Consider the following 26,165-nt stretch of genomic DNA (forward strand, 5'->3'; position numbering starts at 1 on the left):
CAAAAATTAAATTAAAGTATTAGAAAAAATTTGTTATAATCACACAAAATTACTAAAAAGGATAGATAATGATAAATGTATTAATGATAGAAGATGATACTGAATTTGCTCAAATTTTATCTGAATATTTGGCAAAATTTAATATACAAATTACAAATTACGATGACCCGTATTTAGGTCTAAGCGCTGGTGTTAAAAACTATGATTTGCTTATATTGGATTTAACTTTACCTGGTATGGATGGTTTGGAAGTTTGCAAAGAGATAAGAGAAAAATATGATATTCCTATAATTATTTCTTCTGCTAGAAGTGATTTAAGTGACAAAGTTATAGGGCTTCAAATAGGTGCGGATGATTATCTTCCAAAACCATATGATCCAAAAGAGATGCATGCAAGGATAATGAGCCTTATTAGAAGATATAAAAAATCAGCAGAACTTACTGAGCAAGAAAGCGATTCTGTGTTTAAAGTTGATGAGTTAAGGCATGAAATTTTATTTCACGGACAACCGCTTACTTTAACACCAGCAGAGTTTGAAATTCTAGCATATCTTATAAAACAACATAGTTTTTCAGTATCAAGAGAACAACTTGTATATAATTGCAAAAGTTTAAAAGATAAAGATTCTAAAAGTTTAGATGTCATCATAGGTAGACTTAGAAATAAGATTGGCGATAGTTCAAAATCACCAAAACACATATTTTCTGTTCGCGGTATAGGATATAAGTTAGTAGGATGATTCGCTCAATTAGTACAAAAATAACTATTATTTTTTGTATAGCATTTTCTGTTGTTTGTTTGTTATTTTTGACATTTTCTGATATGCAAAAAAATATTTTTATAGAAAAAACAAAAGATAGACAAATAAGTGCTATAAATTATCTAACTGTTTTATACTCAAGAGGAAATGTCCCAGATGATTTTGGTGCGTATTTTAAAAATTTTGGTTTAAAATATGTTGATGATAAAAAACTTAATGATTCTATACTAAACTCAAAAACTCAGCTTTTTGTAGTCCCGACAGAGCTTGGAGTTTTTGAGTCTATATCGTATGGAGATAATCTATACTTGTATCTTAAAAATCCATCTTTTAATATACTTTTACAAAATATAGATGATGATAAGATTAGTGATTCATTATGGATAGGATTTATACTAAGTGCTACTCTTTTGATCTCACTTTATATATCTGTTATGAAAAATTTGGCTCCACTAAAAAAATTAAATAGAAATATTAAAAATTTTGCCACAGGTAACCTTGATATAGTCTGCTTTGAGAGTAATTCAAACGATGAAATAGCCGAGCTTGGAAGAGAATTTGGAAAAGCTGTTATAAAGATAAGGGAGCTTATTCGCTCAAGACAACTTTTTTTACGAGCTATTATGCATGAACTTAAAACGCCTATTGGAAAGGGCAGGATAGTTTGCGAACTGCTTGATGATGAGGTGCAAAAGAAAAGACTTTCTAATATTTTTGAAAGACTTGAAATGCTGATAAATGAGTTTGCAAAAGTTGAACAACTTCTTTCTAAAAGCTACTCATTTAATTATTCAAAATACCATATTAGCGAGATAGTAGATCAAGCACTTGATATATTGATGCTTGATAATTTTGAAAATAAAATAAATATAAATACCAAGCAAAATCCTATATTAAAAGCTGATTTTCAACTTTTATCTTTGGCGATAAAAAATCTTCTTGACAATTCATTAAAATATTCTAAAAATGGCAAATCAGAACTTTATTATGATGAAAATATGCTAAGTGTTAAAAATCTTGGCGATCCTCTTGATAATACTTTTGATTATTATAAACAAGCATTTATAAGAGAAAAAGATAGTAAAGTAAGTGGAATGGGACTTGGTCTTTATATAGTTGATCATATTTGTCAGATGCATAAATTTAAGTTTGATTACAGATATAAAGATGGATATCATGAGTTTATAATATGGTTTAGCAAAGAAGCTTCTAGTGAAAAAAGGGCTTGAGAAATTTAATGAACTCGTGGAAGCTTTTGAAAAACTTCCCGGGGTTGGCAAAAAATCTGCACTAAGATATGCTTATTTTGTAAGCATTAAGGATATTTCAGCCGGACTATCTTTGGCTCACCGCATAGAAGATGCTTCTAGAAAACTTAGAAGATGTTCTATATGCAATGGTTTGAGCGAAAATGAAATTTGTGATATTTGTGCAGATGATGATAGAAATAGCGATTTGCTTTGTGTTGTTGAAAATCCAAAAGATATTTTAGTGTTTGAACAAAATGGTATTTATGATGGACTTTATTTTGTTTTAGATGATATTAACGAAGAAAATATTTTAAATTTAAAAAAATGTATAGAAAAAAATAGCTCCAAAGAGTTGATTTTTGCTTTTACTCCAAGCATAAATAGTGATGCACTTATAATGTTTTTAGAAGATAAATTATCAAATTTTGATCTTAAATTTACAAAAATTGCCCAAGGCATACCAACTGGAGTTAGTTTAGAAAATGTTGATATGCTTTCTTTGCTTAAAGCAATTGAAGGAAGAACCAGTATTTAATTTATTAGTAATTAAATATATTTTATGAAATTTATATATAAAAAATATTTTTTAATACCATAAATATAGCGATATATAATTATATATTAAATATATAAATTTACTTGACATTATAATTTTTTTCGGATATACTTATTTTAATTTTTAAACTAAAAGGTATGTTATGGAAAAAAGTACAGTTGCAACACAATTTGGTTATGATTCAAAAGAAGGTTATGGAAGCGTAAATGTTCCAATACATCAAACAACTGCTTATGATTTCGGCTCTGCTGAAGAAGCAGCTAATAGATTTAGTCTAAAAAGTTTAGGTCAGATATATACTCGTTTGACAAATCCAACTACAGATATATTTGAAGCAAAAATGGTAGCCTTAGAAGGAGGAGCGTCAGCTATTGCGGTTTCAAGCGGACAAGCTGCTGCTTTTTTTGCTGTTGCAAATTTAGCTTGTGCTGGTGAAAATGTCATAATATCAAATAAAATTTATGGCGGATCTGTTTCTCTTTTTAAACACACAATGAAAAGATTTGGCATAGAAGCTAGGGTTTTTGATTCTAATAGTGCTGAAAATTTAGAGTCGTTAATAGATGATAAAACTAAGGCAATTTTCTTTGAATCTCTTTCAAATCCACAAATTGCCATACCAAATTTAGAGAAAATAGCACAAGTTGCTAAAAAGTATAAAATAATAACAATAGCTGATAATACCGTCGCTACACCGATACTTTTTAATCCGTTTGAGTATGGTTTTGATGTTGTAATTCATAGTGCCAGTAAATATATAAATGGACAAGGAAGTGCGATAGCTGGAGTCATAATAGAAAGAAAAGGTTTAAATGAATATATAAAATCAAATCCAAGATATGCACATTTTAATGAGCCAGATGATAGTTATCATGGGCTTGTTTATAGTGAGTTATCATCTTCTTTTCCTATTTTTACGCTAAGAATACGCCTTGCATTGTTAAGAGATATAGGTGCGACCCTAGCTCCTTTTAATTCATGGATATTGCTTCAAGGCTTAGAAACTTTGGATTTACGCATAAAGCAGCATTCAAATAGTGCTTTAAAGATAGCTTCTTGGCTTGAAAAACACCCAAAAGTTAAAAGCGTTAATTATCCAGGATTAAAAAGTTGTAATACTTATGAAAGAGCGCAAAAATACCTTAAAAATGGTCTTGCAAGCGGTTTATTGAGTTTTGATGTTGGAGATTTTGAGTTTGCTAAAAAAATTTTAAACTCAACAAAACTTTTTAAAGTTGTTGTAAATATAGGAGATAGCAAATCCATAATAACTCATCCTGCAAGCACAACGCATTCTCAGCTTAACGAAGATGAGCTAAAAAGTGCAGGAATTTCACAAGGTCTTATAAGGCTTAGTGTTGGATTAGAAGATGAAAATGATCTTATAAATGATTTAAGTGAAGCACTTAAATAATGGCTGTTTTATCAACTAAAGGAATTTATGGTCTTTTGGCACTTTTTGAGATAATGAAAGCTAGTGAGGTTTCTCCAATAACAATAAAAGAAATATCTGATAAAACTGGTATTTCTAAAAACTATTTTGAACAAATTTTAAATTCTCTTAGAAATGCTGGAATTATTTCTAGTATAAAGGGTAAAAATGGTGGATATTTTATGGCAAAATCTCCTGATGAGATAAATTTTTTGGATGTATTTAGTGCTCTTGAAACAAATTTCATGATTAGTAATATAGAGACAAAAAATAGCGTTATTGCACATTTTTTAGAAGATTGCGAAGTTAAATTTAAAGGTATATTTGATATGCCACTTTCTAAACTAAATGATTTTGAAGATAAAAGTAAAGAGTATTTAAATTTTATAATATAAAAGGGAAAAATATGAATATAGCAAATGATGTAACTGAACTTATAGGAAACACTCCTATTGTTAAAATAAATAGTTTTTCAAAAGATGCGACTATTTTGGCAAAGTGTGAGTTTTTAAATCCAAGCCACTCCGTAAAAGATAGAGCAGCCTTTTTTATGCTAAAAGATGCAATGGATAAAGGATTAATAAACGAAAAAACTACAATTATAGAACCAACTAGTGGAAATACCGGTGTTGCTTTGGCGATGTTGGCTGCTCATTATAATCTTAAAATGATACTTACTATGCCAAGTTCTATGAGTATAGAAAGACAAAAGCTTTTATCGGCATTTGGAGCAAAAATAGTTTTAACTGATCCTAAATTTGGTATGAAAGGTGCAGTTGATGAAGCAAATAAACTAGCAAGTGAAATTTCAAATTCTTTTATACCTATGCAGTTTGAAAATCTCTCAAATCGCGAAGCACATAAAAAAACCACAGCAATGGAAATTTTGCGAGATACAGATGGTAAAATAGATTTTTTTGTAGCATCTTTTGGCACTGGTGGAACGCTAAGCGGAACTGCTGAAATTTTAAAACAAAATATCCCAAATTTAAAAGTTATAGGGGTTGAGCCAGAAGACTCTCCTTTGCTTACAAAAGGATATGCAGGAAGTCATAAAATACAAGGAATTGGCGCAAATTTCATACCAAAAAATTTAAATCAAGATGTAGTTAATGAATTTGTTGGTGTTAGCAATAAAGATGCTTTTGATACAGCAAAAATGCTTGCTACTAAAGATGGATTATTAGTAGGTATTTCAAGTGGTGCAAATGTTTTTGTGTCTTCACAAATCGCAAAAGAAAACAAAGGAAAAACAATCATAACTATGTTAAATGATACTGGAGAAAGGTATCTTTCAACGGATCTTTTTAAATAAATTTTTAAGCCAACTTAATTTTACTAGGTTGGCTAAATTCAACAAACACACTTAGATGTTAGAGTTTTCTCTAACATCTAAATTTATAATTAAAACTTATTCTTCCTTACACTATCAACTATATCTTTAGACATAGTATCAAGTTCTTTTGTGATAGTAAATGTATTATTAGCAATATTAACATTTTCTTTTGTTAAAGCATCTACATCAGCTACAGAGTTATTTATCATAGATATTGCTTCAGTTTGTTCTCTAATACTTTCACTCATCTCATTTATTGATTGAGTTAAAACATTTACATTAGCTTCTATTTCAGTTAATGACTTACCAGTTTTTTCTGCTAGTTTTCTAACTTCATCAGCAACAACAGCAAATCCTCTTCCTGCTTCTCCAGCTCTTGCTGCTTCTATAGCAGCATTAAGTGCTAGAAGGTTAGTTTGCTCTGATATATCTTTTATAATAGTTATAACATTTTTAATCTCTTCACTTTGAGCTATAACTTCTGTTGTTTTTTGATTAATTGAGTTCATTGAACTACTCATCTCTTCAACAGCAGCTGCACTTTCTTCAAGTGAACTAGCTTGTTTTTTAGCTGAAGCTGTTATTTGATCTACTGCTTTAGATAATAGATCTGATTTTTGTTGTAAGCTTTCTGCTTGAGATAGATTTTGTTTAAGCATACTGCTTATCTCAGCTCCTAATGTATTTACACCTTTTGCTATAACACCATTGTCATCTATGTGAGCACTAAAGTCTTTGTTTTGAAAAGATTTTAATAAAGCTAATATATTATTTCCATCATCTGCTATAAGTGAGTTTAATGTTTCTTGTAACTCTATAAATGCTTCTTTTAGAGTATTTAAAGCAGGATTACTACTATTTGCTTCAAATGATGCTAAGAAGTCTCCTTCTTTTATCTTATCTACAAATGTATCAGCTTGCTTGATAAATATCTCTTCATCAGATAAATTCTTTTTAGTTTTTTCTATGTTTTCATTAATAGCTTTTGCCATAGCTCCAAATTCATCTTTAGTTTTTACATTTATTGTATTAGCATCTTTTGATTCATGATTTATAAATTTAAATACATTGTTTAGACCTGATTGGATGATGGAGATTGGTTTTAAGGCTCTTGTTATTGTAAAAATTAAGATAGAAACTATAACAACTATAAAAACAATAGATAATATCACTTGAGAACTTAAAGCTGAGTTAAGCATAGTATCATAATCGCTCATAGAATTTACTGAGCAAACTAACCAGTTAGCTGGTTCATATTTTTCACAACTAGCAATTCTTGTATCTCCAGTTGAAGTAGTTAGTTCGGTTGCTTTATTGCCGTTAGTATTGTAATCATCTATAAGTGTTTTGACATATGTTTTTACTGCATCTGATTTAGACATCATTTTAGATTTATCCGGATCATAAACCAATTCATTAAAATTTAAATCAATAATATTTATAAGAGCTGTAGGGCTATCTTTCATTCTCCCATAAGCCTCATTTAACTCATCTACCTCAACATCTGCCACCAACAACAGCTACAGATTTACCATCTATAATTACTGGTTTGACTATTTTTAAAGACATTGCTTTTAAACTCGAAGAGTAGTAAGGCAGCATAAAAAATGTTTTTCCTTGTTTTATAGCTTCTTGATACCAATCCTGACTTTGTGCATAATTAGGTATATATTCAACCTCGGATGCTTTATCGTCGTTTACAACTATATTATAATTATCGCCATTATCCCCATAACCTATAATAAAGCTAGAAATATAGGATAAATTTGACATATCTGCTATTTTATTTGCAAATGTCGCTCTATCTGATAGAAGCTCATTTGGGTGATTTTTTGCATATAAAGCCAGTTTTTCTACGCCATATATGACTTCTGCAAAAAACTCATTTGTAAATGCATTTGCTGAATGAGAGCTTGACAATTTTGAGGACTCAGCCATAGTTATTATATTTTTTTTGGTATTATTATAAACAACTACAGAAAATATAATAAAAGATATAGTAAGAAGTCCTAGAACTATTAAAGATAGTTTATTTGAAATTTTACGAAACATGCGTACCTCACTAAAAGTATAAATATAGGTTCGCATTATATCATTATACCCCCCGTTGTCAATAGTATTATATTTAATGTAAGTAATTTTATTGTTAATTTTTTATTTGCAAAATATAAATAAATCTCTATTTATATATTTGCTATTTTTGATATTATTCTACTGTAACGCTTTTTGCTAAATTTCTTGGCATATCAACATCATTTCCGAGTCTTATTGAAATTTGAAGAGCTAAAATTTGTAGTATTATCATCATTTCAAAAAACTCACACATAATGTGTTCTTGATTTGATGTTTTGATAAAATCATCACTTAAATCAAATTCTAAAGGGCTTATAGCAAGTATGGTGGCGTCTCTTGCGGCAAGTTCTTCAACATTGCTTTTTGTTTTTTCATAAAGTATATTTTGTGGCATAAGGGCAACTACCGTTAAACCATCATCTGCTAGTGCTATAGGACCATGTTTCATCTCTCCTGCGGGATAACCCTCGGCGTGTAGATAGCTTATTTCTTTTAGTTTTAAAGCCCCTTCAAGCGCAAGTGGATAAAATACATCTCTTCCGATAAAGAAAAATCCATGCCCTTTTAGATATCTTTTTGCTAGTCTATAAATTTTATCTTGTAAATTGTCTTTTATGTTTAAAACTTGTGGTATATGCATAAGTGCTTTCACTTCGTTATTGTAAATTTCATCATTAATTGCATTTTTTTGCTTTGCAATGTATAAAATACACATCCATAGAACTATAACTTGTGTTGCAAAAGCCTTTGTACTTGCCACCCCTTTTTCTATACCGGCTCTTGTTAGAATCACACCATCAGCAGCTCTTACTATGGAGCTATTATCGACATTGCAAATGGCTAGAATTTTTAATCCAGCTTCTTTTGCCATTTTTAGGGCTTCTAGAGTGTCTGCTGTTTCCCCGCTTTGAGATATAACTACAAATAGAGATTTTGGATTTAGTAAAGGATTTTTATATCTAAATTCACTTGCATATTCTACTTTTGTGCGAATTTTTGCTATTCTTTCAAAAAGATAACTTGCAACCAAACCAGCATGATAGCTTGTGCCGCAAGCACAAATCGTAATTTCATCTATATTTTCAAAAATGGCTGGATTTAACTCATCTAATGTGATTTTTCCATTTTTTACTCTTCCCATTAAAGTTTCACTCACAACCACAGCTTGTTCAAAAATTTCTTTTTCCATAAAAAACCTATAACCCTCTTTTTGGGCATAAGCTTTATCCTTTGGAAGAGCTATAAAGTTTTTTGAAATCTCTTTTTCATCTTTGTATATATTAACTTCGCCATATTTTGCATATCCATACATCATATCTTCAAGATACATAGCATCTGTTGCTAGTGTGATTAGCGGTGCATCAGATGATGCGAAAAATAGCTCTTTTGAGCTACTATTTTTTCCTACGATTAAAGGAACAGCATTTTTTGCAAAAAATATAGTATCAGGAGCTGATTTCGTGATAAGAAGTATTGCAAAAGATCCTTTTAGTTTTTTTATAGTGCTCTTAAAAGCTTCAAAATTTGAGTTTTTGGTTTTAGTAAATTGTTCGAAAAGATGGACTATGACTTCAGTATCTGTTTGGCTAAGAAATTTAACACCTTTTTCTTCTAATTCTTCTTTTAATTCTTTATAATTTTCTATAATACCATTATGTATAACAAAGCTAAATTCTCCTAAATGTGGATGAGCATTGATTTCGGTTGGTTTGCCATGAGTTGCCCAACGCGTATGACCTATCGCAACTCCAAATCCTTTACTTTCATAATCCTTAGTTTTGTGTTTTAAATTTTCAAGCTTACCAACTGCTTTAAAATAATTTATTTCATTATCATCCATAACTACCATTCCAGCACTATCGTATCCTCTGTATTCTAGTTCGCTAAGACCATTTAAGATGATGTCTTTTTTTTCTTTTTCGCCAATGTAGCCTACAATTCCGCACATATTTTTCCTTTAAATATTTTTTTGTTATTATACTTAAGTTTTTGAAATTTAAAAACTTTATTTTAAGTTAAAAATCATATAATTATAAATCAGTTTTGTTAATGAAAATACCAAGGATAGATATATTAGTATGAATTTAATAGGCAAGATAAAAGACGGTAAAAGATTAAATTTTGATGAAGCTTTATCGCTTTACGAAATGGATCTTTTCGAGTTAGGCTGTATTGCAAATGATATTAGGCAAAAAATCAATGGCAAAAAAGTGTATTTTAATGCAAATAGACACATAAATCCTACAAATTTATGTGCAGATGTTTGTCAATTTTGTGCATTTTCTTCGCATAGAAAAAACGAATATGCTTACACAATGACGCACGAAGAAATAATGAAAATAGTTGATGAAACTGTTTGTAGAGGCACTAAAGAAATTCACATAGTTTCGGCTCACAATCCAAATGTTTCATGGCAATGGTATTTGGAAATTTTTAAAAAAATAAAAGAAAAATATCCATTTTTGCATGTTAAAGCAATGACTGCTGCAGAGGTTGATTATTTGCATAGAAAATATGGATTTAGTTACGAAGAAGTGCTAGATAAGATGATAGAATATGGCGTTGATTCTATGCCTGGTGGCGGAGCTGAAATTTTTGATGAAGAAGTTAGAAAAAAAATATGTAAAACAAAAGTTAGCTCACAAGACTGGTTAAAAGTACATAAATTATGGCACAAAAAAGGCAGAGAAAGCAATGCAACTATGCTTTTTGGTCACATAGAAGAAAGAAAACATAGAATAGATCATATTTTTCGTATTAGAGATTTACAAGATGAAGCATTAAAAAACGAAAAAGGCGGTTTTAACGCATTTATACCACTTGTTTATCAAAGAGAAAATAACTATCTTAAAATTGATGATTATCTTGGTGCTCAAGAAATTTTAAAAACAGTTGCCATTAGTAGAATTTTGCTAGACAATATAAAACACATAAAAGCTTACTGGGCTACGATGAGTTTAAAACTTGCTATGGTGGCTCAAGAATTTGGTTGCGATGATTTAGATGGAACTATAGAAAAAGAAAGTATCCAAAGTAGTGCAGGTGCAAATAGTAAAAATGGAGAGAGTATAAAAGATTTTATAGATCTTATAAAATCATCAAATTTAATTCCTGTTGAGCGCGATAGTTTATATAATGAACTTAAAACATATTAAATTTTGGAAAATAAAATGAATTTTTTTAAATTAAAAGAAAACAATACATCTATAAAACAAGAGCTTAATGCTGGACTTACCACATTTCTTACAATGGTTTATATCGTCCCTGTAAACGCAATCATAATGAGTAAAGCCGGAATGCCAGTGGATGTTGTATTAACTGCAACTGCACTTTTAACAATGATAGCTACTATAGTAAATGGACTTTGGGCAAACACGCCAATAGCTATGAGTGTTGGAATGGGCTTAAATGCTTACTTTGCATTTGGCATAGTGTTAGCCGGAAAAGCCAGTTGGCAAACTTCACTTGGTATAGTTTTTATATCTGCTTTTATATTTTTTATACTATCTTTTACGAATTTTCGTATCTGGATTTTAAAAAGCATTCCTATGGATTTAAGAAGAGCAATAAGTGCGGGAATTGGTGCATTTATAGCATTTATTGGCTTGAAACAAATGGGTTTTATAAGCTCAAATTCAGAAACTCTTGTGGCTTTGGGAAATTTTAGTGATAAAAATGTGATTTTAGGAGTGATTGGGCTATTTTTTGTTATAGCATCTTGGGCTTTTAAAATAAAGGGCGGGTTTATACTTGCTGTTATTGCAACTTCTATAGTAGCTTGGATTTTTGGTTTTAATGAAGCTCCAAATACTATTTTTTCTATGCCCTCATCAGTATCTCCAATTTTTTTAGAGCTTGATATCATAGGTGCTTTAAAGTTATCTTTAGTTCCTGTTATAATCACATTTTTTATCACACATCTTTTTGATTCTCTTGGAACACTTTCTGGTGTTGGAAATAGGGCTGGAATTTTTGACAATAAAGATGGATTAGTAAAGTTAGAAAAAACACTTCAAGCAGATTCTGGAATGGCTGTAGTTGGCTCTTGTTTTGGACTTTCAACTATAACAGCTTTTGCAGAGAGTGCAAGTGGTGTTGAAGCTGGCGGTAGAACCGGTTTATGTGCTGTATTTACTGGACTATTTTTCATATTAACGCTTTTTATGCTTCCATTTTTTAAGTCAATTCCTGCAAATGCAATATATCCTGTTTTGGTAATGGTTGGAATTTTAATGTTTAGTGAACTTGGTAGGATTAATTTTAAAGATCAAGCAACAAGCGTGACTTCGTTTTTGATAGTTATGCTTATGCCGCTTACTTATTCTATTACAAACGGATTAGCGTGTGGATTTTTGGTATATCTTTTCATAAAACTTATAAAAAAAGAATTTGAAGATATAAATTTAGGTATTATTACCCTATCTCTCATAAGCTTGATAGCTTTTTTAGTTTATTAAAGGATTTTTTATGCTTTATTATACATATGAAGAATTTGCAAAAGATGTGCCAGTTATGGCAAGAAAGATCAGAAACGAATTTGATCCAGAGGTTATTTTAGCCATAGCAAGAGGCGGTATGACGCTAGGACACTCGCTTTCTGTTGCTTTAGAAAATAGAAATTTATTTGCCTTAAATTCGGTGCACTATGATGGTAAGACGAAATTAGATACCATTGAAATTTTTAATATCCCTGATTTAAGTAAATTTAAAAGAGTTTTGATATCTGAAGACATTATAGATAGTGGCGAAAGTATGGTAGCTGTAAAAAAAAGATTACTTGAAATTTATCCACATTTAGAGATAAAAATAGCAACAATTTACTATAAATCAAAAGCACTTTTGCTTCCGGATTTTACGGTTAAAGAAGCAAACGAATGGGTTGAGTTTTTTTGGGATATAAAAATTTAATACTAAAATGACTAAACAAATAGATAAAACTCCATTTTATATACTTTTTTTTATATGTTTTTTAGATTTATTTATTTTGTTTTATTGTGTTTCAAATTTGAGTATTAGTTATGATGAGGCGAAAATTTTTTATGTAGAAAATTCTTTATTGTCGTATATTGTGAGATTTAGTTGTAAAATTTTTGGACAAAATGATTATGCTTTAAGACTTCCATTTTTAATTTTTCATTTTTTATCACTGATATTGTTTTATAAAATTTCAAAACATATACTGAAAAGAAAAAATGATAGATATGTTTGCGTGATTTTATTTATATTTTTACCTGGAATTTTAGCTAGTGCCATTTTAGTAAATGAAGCTGGATTAGTTCTTTTGCTAACGCTTTTTATGATATATTTATATCAAAATAATTTTTTAAAATCTTTTTATATTTCAATGTTTATTTGTGCGTTTTTATCAAATTCATTTATGCTTTTTTATGTATGCGTCTTGATGTTTGGTATCTATATAAAACATAGAAGAATTTCATTTGTAGCACTTTTTTGTTTTATAGTTTCTATATCTTTTTTTGGCTTTGAAATAGATGGAAAACCAAAAGGATATTTACTAGATACGATAGGAATTTTTGCTGCAGTTTTTTCGCCTTTTTTGTTTTTGTATTTTATATATACGATTTATAGAATAGCTATAAAAAAAGAAGAGGATAAAAATATAGTTTGGTTTGTAAGTGCTGGTTCTTTTGTGGTTTGTGCTTTGTTTTCTATAAGGCAAAAACTTTATTTAGAAGATTTTTTGCCATTTAGCATTATCGCACTTCCGCTTATGATAAGAGTTTTTTTTAATTCATACAGAGCGAGACTTCCTCAATTTAGAGTAAAATACAAAATTTTTACAACTTTTGTTCTTTTTTCTCTACTTTTTTTTAGTATGCTTATAGTTTTAAATCCTGTTTTATATGCAATGAGCTTTAGAGATAAACCCCAAAAACATTTTGCTTATAATTATCATATAGCAAAGGAGTTATCAATCTTTTTAAAAGAAAATAAATTTGAAAATTTATATATCAAAGATTATAAAATGGCATTAAGGCTTAAATTTTATGGCATAAATAATGATAAAAAATCTAATATTTTCCTTGAAGAGAAAAAATATACTTCTAAAAATGATGAGATTATTTCTAAATTTAAACTATATAAAGTAAATACTTTGATATCGCAGTATAATGTTATTAAAGAAAAATAATGCTATAATATTGAAAAATAAATTTGGATATAAATAATATGAAAAAAGCTTTTTCTTTGATTGAACTTGTAATGGTTATAGTTGTAGTTGGAATAATTGCTATTGTTGCAATTCCAAGATTCCAAAGAGATAATCTGCAAGAAGCAGCTGATCAAATTCTTTCACATATTCGTTATACACAACAACTTGCAATGTTGGATAATAAATTTAAACCAGATGATGAAACTTGGTATAAAGCAAGATGGCAGATATTTTTTGCTAATACAAAAGAAACTGGAGATGGATACTCTTACACAGTTTTTTCAGATTATATAGGCAAAAAAAGCGGATTTCCAAATTTAAAAGAGATTGCACAAGATTTTGCAAATCCTAAAAAATTGCTTACCGGAGGATATAGTGGTGCAATTGAATTTTACGACGAAAGAGTAAGTAAAAATTTAAGAATTGGTAAATTTTTTGATATAAAAGATATAAAATTTAAAAGATTAAAAGGTGCTACTAGAATAGTTTTTGATGAAATAGGAAGACCATATAGTGCAGTCAAAAATTCTACAAATTCTACTGATAAAATATTAAAAGAACCTTGCATTATTACATTAATTGATAATAGCGGTAAAAATAAATCAATTACTGTGTGTAATGAAACGGGTTATGCTTTTATTTTACCATCAGATATAGATATAGGAGATGTGGAAAAGTATTCTGATAAAATTTGCAATGATAAAAAATAATTTTTATCATCTTTAATAACCCCCCCCATTTCAGCTCCCTTTAAGCAATATTTCTATACAATTCAATTTCCGCTTCACAGAAAAACCTTTTAATCCTAAAAGATCTTTTTTTGTTGTTAAGTGTGTTTTTTAAATTAATATTGTTAAACATTTTTAGTCAATCTTTGAAATCTAAACAAGTGATCGATTGAGCCATCTACTTTTAGGCTTTCTTTGGAAAGTAAAAAGTAGTAAAAAATATAATTATTAATAATAAAGATTAAAAATCAAATTATTAAAAAATAAAAAGTTTTTAGATTAAAACTTCATAGTTATAGTTAGTGATTTACTTAAAGTTGTTAGGTTTAATTAAACCTTAATTTTATGATTTATTTAAAGCGTAGCTTTTAATAAATCTTTATAACTTTAGGTGGGTCAAGGGAGTGTTTACACTCCCTGTCGCAAAGATTAGCTTTGCTAATCTGCGAAGTAAATATGGAGAGTTTGATCCTGGCTCAGAGTGAACGCTGGCGGCGTGCCTAATACATGCAAGTCGAACGATGAAGTCCTAGCTTGCTAGGATGGATTAGTGGCGCACGGGTGAGTAATGTATAGCTAATCTGCCCCATAGAGAGGAACAACACTTAGAAATGAGTGCTAATACCTCATACTCCAATTATACATAAGTTTAATTGGGAAATGTAGCTCTTAATAATATATATCAAAGATAATTTATAAATAAAAAGTTATAAATATAACAATAAGCTTTTTTGAAGCTTTATATTAATAAAGCGAAAAAAAAGCAAAGCAGTTAGATTTAATAAATTTTTATAGCATTTAAAAATACAAAAGACTTAATTTTTAAATCTAAATATAAATTATTACTAATATTTTTAATAGTCATTTAGAAATATCTTAATATATATTATTAAGAGCTTTCGCTATGGGATGAGGCTATATTGTATCAGCTAGTTGGTAAGGTAATGGCTTACCAAGGCTATGACGCATAACTGGTCTGAGAGGATGATCAGTCACACTGGAACTGAGACACGGTCCAGACTCCTACGGGAGGCAGCAGTAGGGAATATTGCTCAATGGGGGAAACCCTGAAGCAGCAACGCCGCGTGGAGGATGACACTTTTCGGAGCGTAAACTCCTTTTCTTTGGGAAGAATAATGACGGTACCAAAGGAATAAGCACCGGCTAACTCCGTGCCAGCAGCCGCGGTAATACGGAGGGTGCAAGCGTTACTCGGAATCACTGGGCGTAAAGGACGCGTAGGTGGATAGATAAGTCTCTTGTGAAATCTAGTAGCTTAACTACTAAACTGCTTGGGAAACTATCTATCTAGAGTAAGGGAGAGGCAGATGGAATTCTTGGTGTAGGGGTAAAATCCGTAGATATCAAGAGGAATACTTATTGCGAAGGCGATCTGCTAGAACTTAACTGACACTAATGCGTGAAAGCGTGGGGAGCAAACAGGATTAGATACCCTGGTAGTCCACGCCCTAAACGATGTATACTGGTTGTTGCTGTGCTAGTCATGGCAGTAATCCACCTAACGGATTAAGTATACCGCCTGGGGAGTACGGTCGCAAGATTAAAACTCAAAGGAATAGACGGGGACCCGCACAAGCGGTGGAGCATGTGGTTTAATTCGAAGATACGCGAAGAACCTTACCCGGACTTGATATCTAACAAATCATCTAGAGATAGAAGAGTGTCTGCTTGCAGAAATGTTAAGACAGGTGCTGCACGGCTGTCGTCAGCTCGTGTCGTGAGATGTTGGGTTAAGTCCCGCAACGAGCGCAACCCACGTGTTTAGTTGCTAACAGTTAGGCTGAGCACTCTAAACAGACTGCCTTCGTAAGGAGGAGGAAGGTGTGGACGACGTCAAGTCATCATGGCCCTTATGTCCGGGGCGACACACGTGCTACAATGGCATATACAATAAGACGCAATATCGCGAGATGGAGCAAATCTATAAAATATGTCCCAGTTCGGATTGGAGTCTGCAACTCGACTCCATGAAGCCGGAATCGCTAGTAATCGTAGATCAGCCATGCTACGGTGAATACGTTCCCGGGTCTTGTACTCACCGCCCGTCACACCATGGGAGTTGATTTCACTCGAAGCCCAAATACCAAATTGGTTATGGTCCACAGTGGAATCAGCGACTGGGGTGAAGTCGTAACAAGGTAACCGTAGGAGAACCTGCGGTTGGATCACCTCCTTTCTAGAGTACAATGAATATTTCTCACAAAATATTCATCAAAGGAAAATTTTAGATTAGTATATAAACTAATCTACTCAATCATCCTTGTTTAGTTTTCAGAGATTGATGTTAATAAAGATATATAGTGCTAAAAAGAAATTATATAATTTAGATTTTACTTAAATAAAAAATAAAAGAATAATTTATTTTATTGTTTAAAGCTATCTAAAACAGAATATGTGAGCTTTATTCCGTTATCTATTCTCAGTTTTGCATAATATGTATTGGGGAATTAGCTCAGCTGGGAGAGTGTGGGCTTTGCACAATAAAAAGCAAACTGCTTTGCTTTTTAAGTGATTACTGTTGTGAGCAGAGCGAACCAGTAAGCATACTGCGTGCAATTTAGTTTATTTGCATAATAATATATATAAAGACGGGGAATTAGCTCAGCTGGGAGAGCGCCTGCTTTGCACGCAGGAGGTCAGCGGTTCGATCCCGCTATTCTCCACCATTCAGATAACATAATTAATCAAATATCCGTTATCCGTAAAGGGCCTATAGCTCAGCTGGTTAGAGTGCACCCCTGATAAGGGTGAGGTCATAAGTTCAAGTCTTATTAGGCCCACCATTATATCATTAATTAATTTTTTAGTGCATTGTTGTAATAAAAATGTTTATCATAATAAATATAAATTTAAACTAAGCTTACTTTTAGTTAAGAGCTTAAATACATAAGTCATTAGCTAAAACATTATGGTTTTTATCAAGTAAGTTTATTTTAGATTTTATAATCTAAATGTTATTTAATTTACCATTGTTAAAAGTCACAAACAAGTTTTAATAAAATAAAACAATTTTACAGGACCTTGTTAAAGCTTTAATTATATTGATTACAAAAAAGCAAGCTTTTAGATTTATCTGTTATCTAAATTTAAAAGTTTAAAGATTATGTCACGGTATATAAAGAGTTAAAACTTATCTTTATATATTATTAATCTCTTTCCGTCTTAAATCATATATAATTAAACATTGTAAAATAATTAAATTTAAGCTTTGCTATTTAATTAATAGATAAAGTTTTAAATTAAGATATTAACTATAAAATCAAATTTAAATCTTTTTACAAAAAGTAGAAAAGTATTAATATAACTATTTTATCTTTAACAAGGAAGTGATGCAAATTAGAATATAAAAACAAAATTCTAAAAATACTTTGCAAGAGCAATAAAACATAAATTATTAATAAAATTATTTGCGAATACACCTTAATTTATGATTTATTTAAAGCGTAGCTTTTAATAAATCTTTATAACTTTAGGTGGGTCAAGGGAGTGTTTACACTTCCTTTCGTAAAGAGCAGCTTTGTTGCTCTTCGAAGTCAAAGTAATAAAAAGGTAAGCTACTAAGAGCAAATGGTGGATGCCTTGGCTGGTAGAGGCGATGAAGGACGTACTAGACTGCGATAAGCTATGGGGAGCTGTCAAGAAGCTTTGATCCATAGATTTCCGAATGGGGCAACCCAGTGTATAGTGATATACACTACCTATATGGAGCGAACGTGGGGAATTGAAACATCTTAGTACCCACAGGAAAAGAAATCAAAAGAGATTACGCTAGTAGCGGCGAGCGAACGCGTAAGAGGGCAAACCACTAGTTTACTAGTGGGGTTGTAGGACTGCATAAAAGACTAAAACATGATAGTAAAACAATCTGGAAAGATTGAGCATAGAGGGTGATACTCCCGTATACGAAATCATCTTTTTACTTAGCAGTATCCTGAGTAGGGCGAGGCACGTGAAACCTTGTCTGAATCTGGGAAGACCACTTTCCAACCCTAAATACTACTACTAGACCGATAGTGCACAAGTACCGTGAGGGAAAGGTGAAAAGAACTGAGGTGATCAGAGTGAAATAGAACCTGAAACCATTTGCTTACAATCATTCAGAGCACGATTCTTTATGACGTGTGATGGACTGCCTTTTGCATAATGAGCCTGCGAGTTGTGGTGTCTGGCAAGGTTAAGGAAACCCGGAGCCGTAGCGAAAGCGAGTCTTAATAGGGCGTTTAGTCAGATGCTGCAGACCCGAAACGATGTGATCTATCCATGAGCAGGTTGAAACCGGTGTAAAAACCGGCGGAGGACCGAACCCGCTGACGTTGAAAAGTCTTGGGATGACTTGTGGATAGGGGTGAAAGGCCAATCAAACATCGTGATAGCTGGTTCTCTCCGAAATATATTGAGGTATAGCGTTGTGTCGTAACTATAAGGGGTAGAGCACTGAATGGGCTAGGGCGTATACCAATGTACCAAACCCTATCAAACTCCGAATACTTATAGTGTAATCACAGCAGTCAGGCGGCGAGTGATAAAATCCGTCGTCAAGAGGGGAACAACCCAGACTACCGACTAAGGTCCCCAAATCTTATTTAAGTGGAAAACGATGTGAAGTTACTGAAACAACCAGGAGGTTGGCTTAGAAGCAGCCATCCTTTAAAGATAGCGTAATAGCTCACTGGTCTAGTGATTTTGCGCGGAAAATATAACGGGGCTAAAATAAGTACCGAAGTCGTAGGCTTGATTTATCAAGCGGTAGGAGAGCGTTGCATTCAGCGTTGAAGGTGTACCGGTAAGGAGCGCTGGAGCGGATGCAAGTGAGCATGCAGGCATGAGTAGCGATAATTAATGTGAGAATCATTAACGCCGTAAACCCAAGGTTTCCTACGCGATGCTCGTCATCGTAGGGTTAGTCGGGTCCTAAGCAAAGTCCGAAAGGGGTATGCGATGGAAAATTGGTTAATATTCCAATACCTTTGATTATGTGCGATGGAAGGACGCTTAAAGCTAGTGGGGCTAACTGATGGAATAGTTAGTCTAAGGATGTAGGTTGAGTTATAGGCAAATCCGTAACTCTTTATCTGAAATCTTAAAGGCTTACAAAACTCTTCGGAGTAGCGTAAGAACCCATGATGCTATCGAGCCAAGAAAAGTTTCTAAGTTTAGTAATCAAAGCCCGTACCGTAAACCGACACAGGTGGGTGGGATGAGTATTCTAAGGCGCGTGGAAGAACTCTCTTTAAGGAACTCTGCAAAATAGCACCGTATCTTCGGTATAAGGTGTGCCTACCAGGGTGTTAAAGCCCTAGAGGTTACAACAAAGAGTCCCTCCCGACTGTTTACCAAAAACACAGCACTCTGCTAACTCGTAAGAGGATGTATAGGGTGTGACGCCTGCCCGGTGCTCGAAGGTTAATTGATGGGGTTAGCATTAGCGAAGCTCTTGATCGAAGCCCGAGTAAACGGCGGCCGTAACTATAACGGTCCTAAGGTAGCGAAATTCCTTGTCGATTAAATATCGACCTGCATGAATGGCGTAACGAGATGGGAGCTGTCTCAAAGAGGGATCCAGTGAAATTGTAGTGGAGGTGAAAATTCCTCCTACCCGCGGCAAGACGGAAAGACCCCGTGGACCTTTACTATAGCTTGACACTGCTACTTGGATAAAAATGCGCAGGATAGGTGGGAGGCTTTGATCCATAGATTTTGGTTTATGGTGAGCCATTGTTGAGATACCACTCTTTTTTATTTGGGTAGCTAACTAGCATGAGTTATCCTCATGTAGGACAATGTCTGGTGGGTAGTTTGACTGGGGCGGTCGCCTCCCAAAATGTAACGGAGGCTTACAAAGGTTAGTTCAGAACGGTTGGAAATCGTTCGTAGAGTATAAAGGCATAAACTAGCTTAACTGTGAGGCATACAAGCCGAGCAGAGACGAAAGTCGGTCTTAGTGATCCGGTGGTTCTGTGTGGAAGGGCCATCGCTCAAAGGATAAAAGGTACCCCGGGGATAACAGGCTGATCTCCCCCAAGAGCTCACATCGACGGGGAGGTTTGGCACCTCGATGTCGGCTCATCGCATCCTGGGGCTGGAGCAGGTCCCAAGGGTATGGCTGTTCGCCATTTAAAGCGGTACGCGAGCTGGGTTCAGAACGTCGTGAGACAGTTCGGTCCCTATCTGCCGTGGGCGTAAGAAGATTGAGGAGAGTTGACCCTAGTACGAGAGGACCGGGTCGAACCAACCACTGGTGTATGGGTTGTTCTGCCAAGAGCATCGCCCAGTAGCTAAGTTGGGATGTGATAAGAGCTGAAAGCATCTAAGCTCGAAGCCAACTCCAAGATGAATCTTCTTTTAAGAGCTCTTATAGACTATAAGTTTGATAGGCTGGATGTGTAAGTGATGTAAGTCATTTAGCTGACCAGTACTAATAGCTCGTTTGCTTATCTTTAATATTTTTGTTTGTCTTTTTTCTACTAAACGGCGTCAGATCGTTCTGCGGTCATTACCTTTATGGTAACTCCCTTGAACTTATTTGTCTTCCTTGTTTAGCGAAAAAATACCTCCAAAAATACATAATAACTATACAAATAAATAGTTAAAATTAAGCATCACTTCCTTGTTAAGGATAAAATTTAATAATGATTTAGCTTAGTGTAAGAACAATTGTATAAAAGCTTGATTAGATTTTTGCATTCATTACCATTAAGGTAACTCACTTAAAACTAATCAACATTTTATAAGCCTTACATCTAATCACAAATCAAGTTATACTAGAAAGATATAGAAGTGAAATATCTTTTAATCCTTAATAAGTAAAAAGTTTTACATATTAAAACTTAGACTTTTAACAATTTATTTAACAGTGTTTAATAAGAATACTTTAATAGTCTATATTATATACGACTATTTTTAATTTAGATAAGGAAAGCGAATAATAAAAATAAATGAGCATACTTTATAGCGTATGTGAATGAGTTTTTTATGAGCTTGATGTAAGTATAAATTAAAAAGAGAAAGTATTTTTATTTAACACTGCTTTGTGGCTATACAGATATGGAAACGCCTTGCCCCATCTCGAACCAAGAAGCTAAGCATATCATGGCTGATGATACTCTCCCTTACTGGGATGTGGAAAAGTAAGTCGCTGCAAAGCGTGTTAATAATTATTCTACAAATATTTCTTAATTTTATCCACATTTATTTATATTAAAATGATTAAATGAATTTAATATTTCTTTATATGATAATTCGTATTTAAATTAAATATAATTTACTTTTATTACTGTTTGTTTCAAGATTGTTTTATTGATTATAAATAATTATAAATTATATAATATTTATAAATTTATAATTATCTTTTATAGTATTTATAACTTTAAATTTATTTATAGTATTTAATACTAATATATTAAATTTAAATATATGATATAAAATAGTTGGTTGGATATTTTTTATAAATGCATTATTCTTGTATAATAAATTTATTTATAGTATTTAATTACTAATATATTAAATTTAAATATATGATATAAAATAGTTGTTATTTTTAGTAAAATCAATTAGTATAAATTTAATCTTTTAAGAACCACTATAAAAATATCTTGCTAGTGATATATCTTTTTTATTCATAATATATAGCGACATTTAAAATGAGGAATATATTCCATTTAATGCGTTTTTAAATCTACATATAAATTAGTCTAAATATATAATAAAATTATAGGTATTTTTATAAAAGTTTGTTTATATAAGAGTAATTACAAGTAAAAACCACATAAATACCCATCAAAACAAAACAATAGTTTTTAATAAAAATATAAATTAAAATAAATTTAATCTTTTAAGTTTATATATTTTTATTAGTGCTTTATTGTAAAGTTTAAAGTTTTATATCTTTGTCATTATAAAACTATATGTATTATTTTATCTTGTATGATTACTCCTACAAAAACATTTATAAAATATCTTTTTAAATTTAGATTATTTTATCTTTTTATTAAAATCTTTTTCATACATATATTTTATCTTGGTGTTTGTATAAAAATAAATTTTAAAATTAGTGTTGTTGTTTATAGTGTAAATTTATAGTTGGTAGTGTGTTGGGATGTGGTATTATATTTCTTTATATGTTTTTAGTGTGGAAATTATGAAGTGTCATTTTTATATTTATTATTAAGTTTTATTTTTTACTCTATAACTTATTTTAATACTTAAAATATAAATGTAATGTTTTTATATTATTAATTAATAATTATATATAAGATAAAAAATATACTAAATTTAAAGGAAAATATATGAAAAAGTTACTTTTATTATTGGTACTTGTTTGTACATATGTATTTGGAGCTATAGATTTAAATACAGCTTCTAAAGATGAACTTATGACATTAAAAGGTGTTGGAGAGTCTAAAGCAGAGGCTATCATAGAGTATAGAAAAGCTAATAAATTTAATAGCATTGAAGACATAAAAAAAGTAAAAGGTATAGGCGATAAGATTTATAAAGATAATAAAAATAGTATGAGTGTAGATAAAGCTAATAAAGATAAAGATAAAAAAGAAGAGAAGAAGGATAAGTAATGGTTAATAATCTCTTTATAATGCTTTTATGATTATAAAGAGATTATTGTAAATTTATAATTTTAAATTTTGCTAATATTATATTATATTAGAATGGGATTGTTTTAAAGCAAAACTCATCTTTATGATGTTTATGGTTGTGGGGATGGGTTTAGGGTTATGATATATTATAAATAAAAATTTATAATAATAATTAAAAGCATTACTTTTCTTTAGATAAATTTTTACTTATATAAATCATTAATGACAATAGAATTTAACACTTGAAAGTATAAATTTGATAAATTATCCAATCTTTGTTTTGAGCCATAAAAAGATTGAATTTTTATATAGTAGTCTTTGTAAAAAAACATTACATCGTTACTAAAAGATGTTAATGTTTTATCTACTCTTTTAAAAGTTGTTTTGCTAATCATATTTATAGCAGGAAATATTTCTATATTTATTAATCTACAATCAATAAGACTTGCTTTAATATTTGCTAAATTTAATTCATCAATCATATATTTGCAAGCTTCATAATAATTGCTTTCATCAATAAGTATATCTTCAAATTCTTTATCTTTATAAACCAAAACCATAATCATATCGCGAGAATTTTTATCAACAAATTTCATAGCTACATTTGGACGATAAGTTTGATAAGGCTCTAAATAATTTGGAATTTGGATACTCATATCAAGCCCTTTTGCTTTATCTATATTTGCAGTATTATAAATAGTAAATCCATCTATTGCAAAAAGATTAATATTTAATATTATAAAAAAGATAATTTTTTTCATGAATTTCCTTAATAGCAAAAATATTGATTAGAAATTTTCCATTTTATACCATTTTGATCAATACCATTCATATTATAAAGTATTTCGCCGCCAGTATATAAATTATTAATTTTTATTATTGACGCTTCATTATTATTCCAAAAAACAACAAAATAATATTTTAAAATATCTATGTTGTGGTATGGTAAAATTCCATATAATTCAGATCCGCTATAAACTAGTCCAGTTATCTTATATTTTTTTGACCAATATCCTTGATTTTCATATTGCAAACAAGCTGTTTGTTTTTCATATCCATTTAATATAGACACAAATAAACAAAATATTATAATTGTATTTTTCATCTATTTTGCCTTAATAAATACATAATTATCCTAATATAACCCAAATAATATAAACATAAAAATTAAAAATGCAATGGCTCCTATTAAATTTACTCCACCAGCAATTTTTAATATTTCATCATTTTCTTTATCTAAAATTTTAACAAACCTACTTACGACCTCATATTTTGCACTGCAGGCAAAAAGAATAGCTATAAGAAAATTTATAAAAGGTATCAAACAAAAAATAAATGACACAAGTGCTTTTGCATAGCATTTTCTATAAGTAAAAAATAAAAAAACCAAGAAAAATGCTCCCCACGACCAAGTGCTTTTAGCTACTAGTTTTTCTCCATCAAAAAATTTCTCAGCAGCCTTTGCATATGTTTCAACACTATCAGGACTACCTAAATAAATTTCTAATTTTTTTCTTAATAAAATTGGGTCAGATAAAACTTGTTTTGAATATTGCGTCATAATAAAACTCCTTTAAAATTATTCTTTATTCATCTTTGTAATCAAATTGCTCATATCCAAATTTCTTTAAGAAAAATAGATATAGTTTTTTAACTATCCAATATATTGGAAGCATAACCAATAATAACATTAGTATCATACCGCCAGAACTTCCTTGACTAAATACAAATACGATAAGTAAGCCATAAACAAAACCAAATGTAAAAAACCAAATTATTAGCCCTAAAACGAGTGCTAAAATAAAAGCAACAAATTTCATATTTTCCCTTTTTTATATTTTAGAAAAGACCATTATTATCTTCTCTAACCCCAAATTCTCTAAATCTATCTAGCTCATATTTTAGATGCTTTAATGCAAAATCCAAACCAGCTATTTTCTCTACATTTAAAATTTCTGCTAATATTTTTAATTTTTGATTATTACTTAGAGGTTTTTCGCCTCTTTCTAAACTAGCCTTATCAAATTCATCGCTGATGAGTTTAAAAAATTCTGTTACTTTATTGCTGTCGTAGGAGCTAAATTTTTCACTTTTAAAAACATCTTTTAAATCATCCAAAATCATATCTAATTTTGTCGTTCTTATTTTTTTGATATTTTGCGGCATTGATGAATATAACCAATGAATAAAGACAGCTATACCTAATGCAGAAAATATAATAACTTCCATTTTTACCTACAATTTCCACTGGCTTTGCAGTTAAATACTTCAATAGCATTTTGCTTTGCCTTGTTTATTTGTTCAGCCAATTCTTCTAATTCTTTTTGAGTTTCTTTTAAAATACAATCATAATAATCATTGAGCTCCCTTAGGTAATTTTCAGTTTGAATTTTGCAAAAGCTATAATCAAAGCTTCCGTAACTTTGTAAGCAAATAGGTAGAGTTGGAGCGTAACAATAATAAGCTTGTAGATTTATAGCTAAAAATAAAACTAGTATAAATTTTTTCATAAATTTCTATCTTTAGTATTAAAATCTATATCATCAACTTTTTCTATTTTTTCTAAATAGGCATTAGTGGTAAAATTTTGTTCATCATAATAGAAAATTTTATATTTATAGACATCTATATTTTTAAGTTTAGATAAGGATACGATAGATAAAATTTCAGCCTTGTATTTTATATCAAATTTCATCTGTTCACCAGTTACTCTTGACTTATTATTATAAAGCCCTAGTCCTAAAACTATATTTTTGATTTCAATGTCAACTTTATTGTTTTTAGTAAATATTCTATACTCTCTTTCATATTCCCACATTTTATGTTTTGTTGTTAAAATTTGCTCTATATCTTGCAAACTTATAGTTTCAATATCTTCAAAAGCTAAATGTGTGCCGTAACGAATAGGTTTAATATCTAAACTTTCTTGATTTTTTAATGCAAATTCTATTCTAACTCCTATATTTGAATTTCCATAATGTGCCCACATTAGCATATCATCTTGAAAATTTATCTCATCTTTACTACTAAAAGAACAGATATTTTTACCTGATTTTTGTTTATAAATATTTGTAGCTTGTTTTTTATCAAAATTTTTAACATAATAAAGCCCCTCATTTATATCGTTAAATCTTGTAAAATTACTAGCATGAAGCTCTTCTTTCCAAATAATTTCTAAAATTCTCTCAAAATATTTTTTAGTTCCAAGTGGTCTGTATTTATAAAACAAATTTGACATATTTATC

Annotated in this window: 21 protein-coding genes, 2 tRNA genes, 3 rRNA genes and 1 pseudogene; 17 read left to right on the top strand and 10 right to left on the bottom strand. The window is 30.6% G+C overall.

Going from position 1 to position 26,165, the window contains the following annotated elements; genetic code table 11:
- Positions 1-68: 68 nt before the first annotated feature.
- The 6 genes from CSPT_RS02950 to cysK all read left to right on the top strand — a co-directional run bounded on the left by CSPT_RS02950 (position 69) and on the right by cysK (position 5,314).
- The gene (locus CSPT_RS02950) at positions 69-740 is read left to right on the top strand and encodes a response regulator transcription factor (protein ID WP_089182233.1); all 672 of its coding nucleotides are present in this window, start codon (positions 69-71) and stop codon (positions 738-740) included.
- Complete coding sequence (locus CSPT_RS02955; RefSeq protein ID WP_089182234.1) at positions 737-1,990, top strand: ArsS family sensor histidine kinase; 1,254 nt, start codon at positions 737-739, stop codon at positions 1,988-1,990. Before CSPT_RS02950 ends, CSPT_RS02955 begins: the two co-directional genes overlap by 4 nt.
- Positions 1,974-2,546 (top strand): recombination mediator RecR, encoded by a 573-nt coding sequence (recR, locus tag CSPT_RS02960; protein ID WP_089182235.1) that lies wholly within the window; start codon positions 1,974-1,976, stop codon positions 2,544-2,546. Before CSPT_RS02955 ends, recR begins: the two co-directional genes overlap by 17 nt.
- 163 nt (positions 2,547-2,709) lie before the next feature.
- Complete coding sequence (locus tag CSPT_RS02965) at positions 2,710-3,981, top strand: O-acetylhomoserine aminocarboxypropyltransferase/cysteine synthase family protein (protein WP_089182236.1); 1,272 nt, start codon at positions 2,710-2,712, stop codon at positions 3,979-3,981.
- The gene (locus tag CSPT_RS02970; RefSeq protein ID WP_089182237.1) at positions 3,981-4,394 is read left to right on the top strand and encodes an RrF2 family transcriptional regulator; all 414 of its coding nucleotides are present in this window, start codon (positions 3,981-3,983) and stop codon (positions 4,392-4,394) included. Before CSPT_RS02965 ends, CSPT_RS02970 begins: the two co-directional genes overlap by 1 nt.
- Positions 4,395-4,405: 11 nt before the next feature.
- Positions 4,406-5,314: a cysteine synthase A gene (gene cysK, locus CSPT_RS02975; protein WP_089182238.1), complete on the top strand. Its 909-nt coding sequence runs from the start codon at positions 4,406-4,408 to the stop codon at positions 5,312-5,314.
- Positions 5,315-5,403: 89 nt separating this feature from the next.
- Here the strand turns inward: cysK and CSPT_RS09455 are convergent.
- From CSPT_RS09455 to glmS, 3 genes and pseudogenes are all read right to left on the bottom strand, one after another.
- Positions 5,404-5,892 (bottom strand): annotated as a pseudogene (locus CSPT_RS09455) (methyl-accepting chemotaxis protein); the annotation flags it as partial.
- Positions 5,893-6,832: 940 nt separating this feature from the next.
- A complete protein-coding gene (locus CSPT_RS02985; RefSeq protein ID WP_089182240.1) occupies positions 6,833-7,387 on the bottom strand; it encodes a PDC sensor domain-containing protein in 555 nt (184 codons plus the stop codon).
- Positions 7,388-7,541: 154 nt separating this feature from the next.
- Positions 7,542-9,356: a glutamine--fructose-6-phosphate transaminase (isomerizing) gene (gene glmS / locus CSPT_RS02990; protein WP_089182241.1), complete on the bottom strand. Its 1,815-nt coding sequence runs from the start codon at positions 9,354-9,356 to the stop codon at positions 7,542-7,544.
- Positions 9,357-9,486: 130 nt separating this feature from the next.
- On the opposite strand from glmS, the gene mqnE reads away from it, so the two are divergent.
- The 11 genes from mqnE to CSPT_RS03045 all read left to right on the top strand — a co-directional run bounded on the left by mqnE (position 9,487) and on the right by CSPT_RS03045 (position 22,899).
- On the top strand, positions 9,487-10,563 hold the full coding sequence (gene mqnE, locus CSPT_RS02995) for an aminofutalosine synthase MqnE (protein ID WP_089182242.1): 1,077 nt from the start codon (positions 9,487-9,489) through the stop codon (positions 10,561-10,563).
- Between the two features lie 15 nt (positions 10,564-10,578).
- Complete coding sequence (locus tag CSPT_RS03000) at positions 10,579-11,865, top strand: NCS2 family permease (protein ID WP_089182243.1); 1,287 nt, start codon at positions 10,579-10,581, stop codon at positions 11,863-11,865.
- A gap of 10 nt (positions 11,866-11,875) precedes the next feature.
- Positions 11,876-12,316, top strand: coding sequence for a phosphoribosyltransferase (locus CSPT_RS03005; RefSeq protein WP_089182244.1), 441 nt, complete (start codon positions 11,876-11,878; stop codon positions 12,314-12,316).
- 76 nt (positions 12,317-12,392) lie between these two features.
- Positions 12,393-13,559 (top strand): ArnT family glycosyltransferase, encoded by a 1,167-nt coding sequence (locus CSPT_RS03010; RefSeq protein WP_161492209.1) that lies wholly within the window; start codon positions 12,393-12,395, stop codon positions 13,557-13,559.
- Positions 13,560-13,597: 38 nt separating this feature from the next.
- A complete protein-coding gene (locus CSPT_RS03015) occupies positions 13,598-14,290 on the top strand; it encodes a prepilin-type N-terminal cleavage/methylation domain-containing protein (protein WP_089182246.1) in 693 nt (230 codons plus the stop codon).
- 471 nt (positions 14,291-14,761) lie between these two features.
- Positions 14,762-16,505, top strand: a 16S ribosomal RNA gene (locus tag CSPT_RS03020).
- A 414-nt stretch (positions 16,506-16,919) separates the two neighbouring features.
- Positions 16,920-16,995, top strand: a tRNA-Ala gene (locus CSPT_RS03025).
- Positions 16,996-17,035: 40 nt separating this feature from the next.
- A tRNA-Ile gene (locus tag CSPT_RS03030) sits at positions 17,036-17,112 on the top strand.
- Positions 17,113-17,876: 764 nt separating this feature from the next.
- Positions 17,877-20,768, top strand: a 23S ribosomal RNA gene (locus tag CSPT_RS03035).
- A 587-nt stretch (positions 20,769-21,355) separates the two neighbouring features.
- Positions 21,356-21,473: ribosomal RNA gene (gene rrf / locus CSPT_RS03040) — 5S ribosomal RNA — on the top strand.
- The 16S, 23S and 5S rRNA genes sit together here with 2 tRNA genes alongside, the layout of an rRNA operon.
- A gap of 1,141 nt (positions 21,474-22,614) precedes the next feature.
- Positions 22,615-22,899, top strand: a complete 285-nt coding sequence (locus CSPT_RS03045; RefSeq protein ID WP_089182247.1) for a ComEA family DNA-binding protein — start codon at positions 22,615-22,617, stop codon at positions 22,897-22,899.
- A gap of 224 nt (positions 22,900-23,123) precedes the next feature.
- Here the strand turns inward: CSPT_RS03045 and CSPT_RS03050 are convergent, their stop codons facing one another.
- From CSPT_RS03050 to CSPT_RS03080, 7 genes are read right to left on the bottom strand one after another with little or no spacing between them, the layout of a single operon-like run.
- Positions 23,124-23,681 (bottom strand): hypothetical protein, encoded by a 558-nt coding sequence (locus CSPT_RS03050; protein ID WP_089182248.1) that lies wholly within the window; start codon positions 23,679-23,681, stop codon positions 23,124-23,126.
- 8 nt (positions 23,682-23,689) lie between these two features.
- A complete protein-coding gene (locus tag CSPT_RS03055) occupies positions 23,690-24,025 on the bottom strand; it encodes a hypothetical protein (RefSeq protein WP_089182249.1) in 336 nt (111 codons plus the stop codon).
- A 30-nt stretch (positions 24,026-24,055) separates the two neighbouring features.
- Complete coding sequence (locus CSPT_RS03060; protein WP_089182250.1) at positions 24,056-24,481, bottom strand: hypothetical protein; 426 nt, start codon at positions 24,479-24,481, stop codon at positions 24,056-24,058.
- Between the two features lie 25 nt (positions 24,482-24,506).
- Positions 24,507-24,740 (bottom strand): hypothetical protein, encoded by a 234-nt coding sequence (locus CSPT_RS03065; protein WP_089182251.1) that lies wholly within the window; start codon positions 24,738-24,740, stop codon positions 24,507-24,509.
- Between the two features lie 19 nt (positions 24,741-24,759).
- Complete coding sequence (locus CSPT_RS03070; RefSeq protein WP_089182252.1) at positions 24,760-25,149, bottom strand: hypothetical protein; 390 nt, start codon at positions 25,147-25,149, stop codon at positions 24,760-24,762.
- Between the two features lie 2 nt (positions 25,150-25,151).
- Positions 25,152-25,430, bottom strand: a complete 279-nt coding sequence (locus tag CSPT_RS03075) for a hypothetical protein (protein ID WP_089182253.1) — start codon at positions 25,428-25,430, stop codon at positions 25,152-25,154.
- Positions 25,427-26,158 carry a DUF2971 domain-containing protein gene (locus CSPT_RS03080; RefSeq protein ID WP_089182254.1) on the bottom strand — a complete coding sequence of 244 codons (732 nt, stop codon included), beginning with the start codon at positions 26,156-26,158 and terminating at the stop codon, positions 25,427-25,429. The genes CSPT_RS03075 and CSPT_RS03080 overlap by 4 nt, the downstream gene beginning before the upstream one ends.
- Positions 26,159-26,165 lie beyond the last annotated feature (7 nt).

The sequence above is a fragment of the Campylobacter sputorum subsp. sputorum genome (genome assembly GCF_008245005.1).
Lineage (GTDB): Bacteria > Campylobacterota > Campylobacteria > Campylobacterales > Campylobacteraceae > Campylobacter_F > Campylobacter_F sputorum.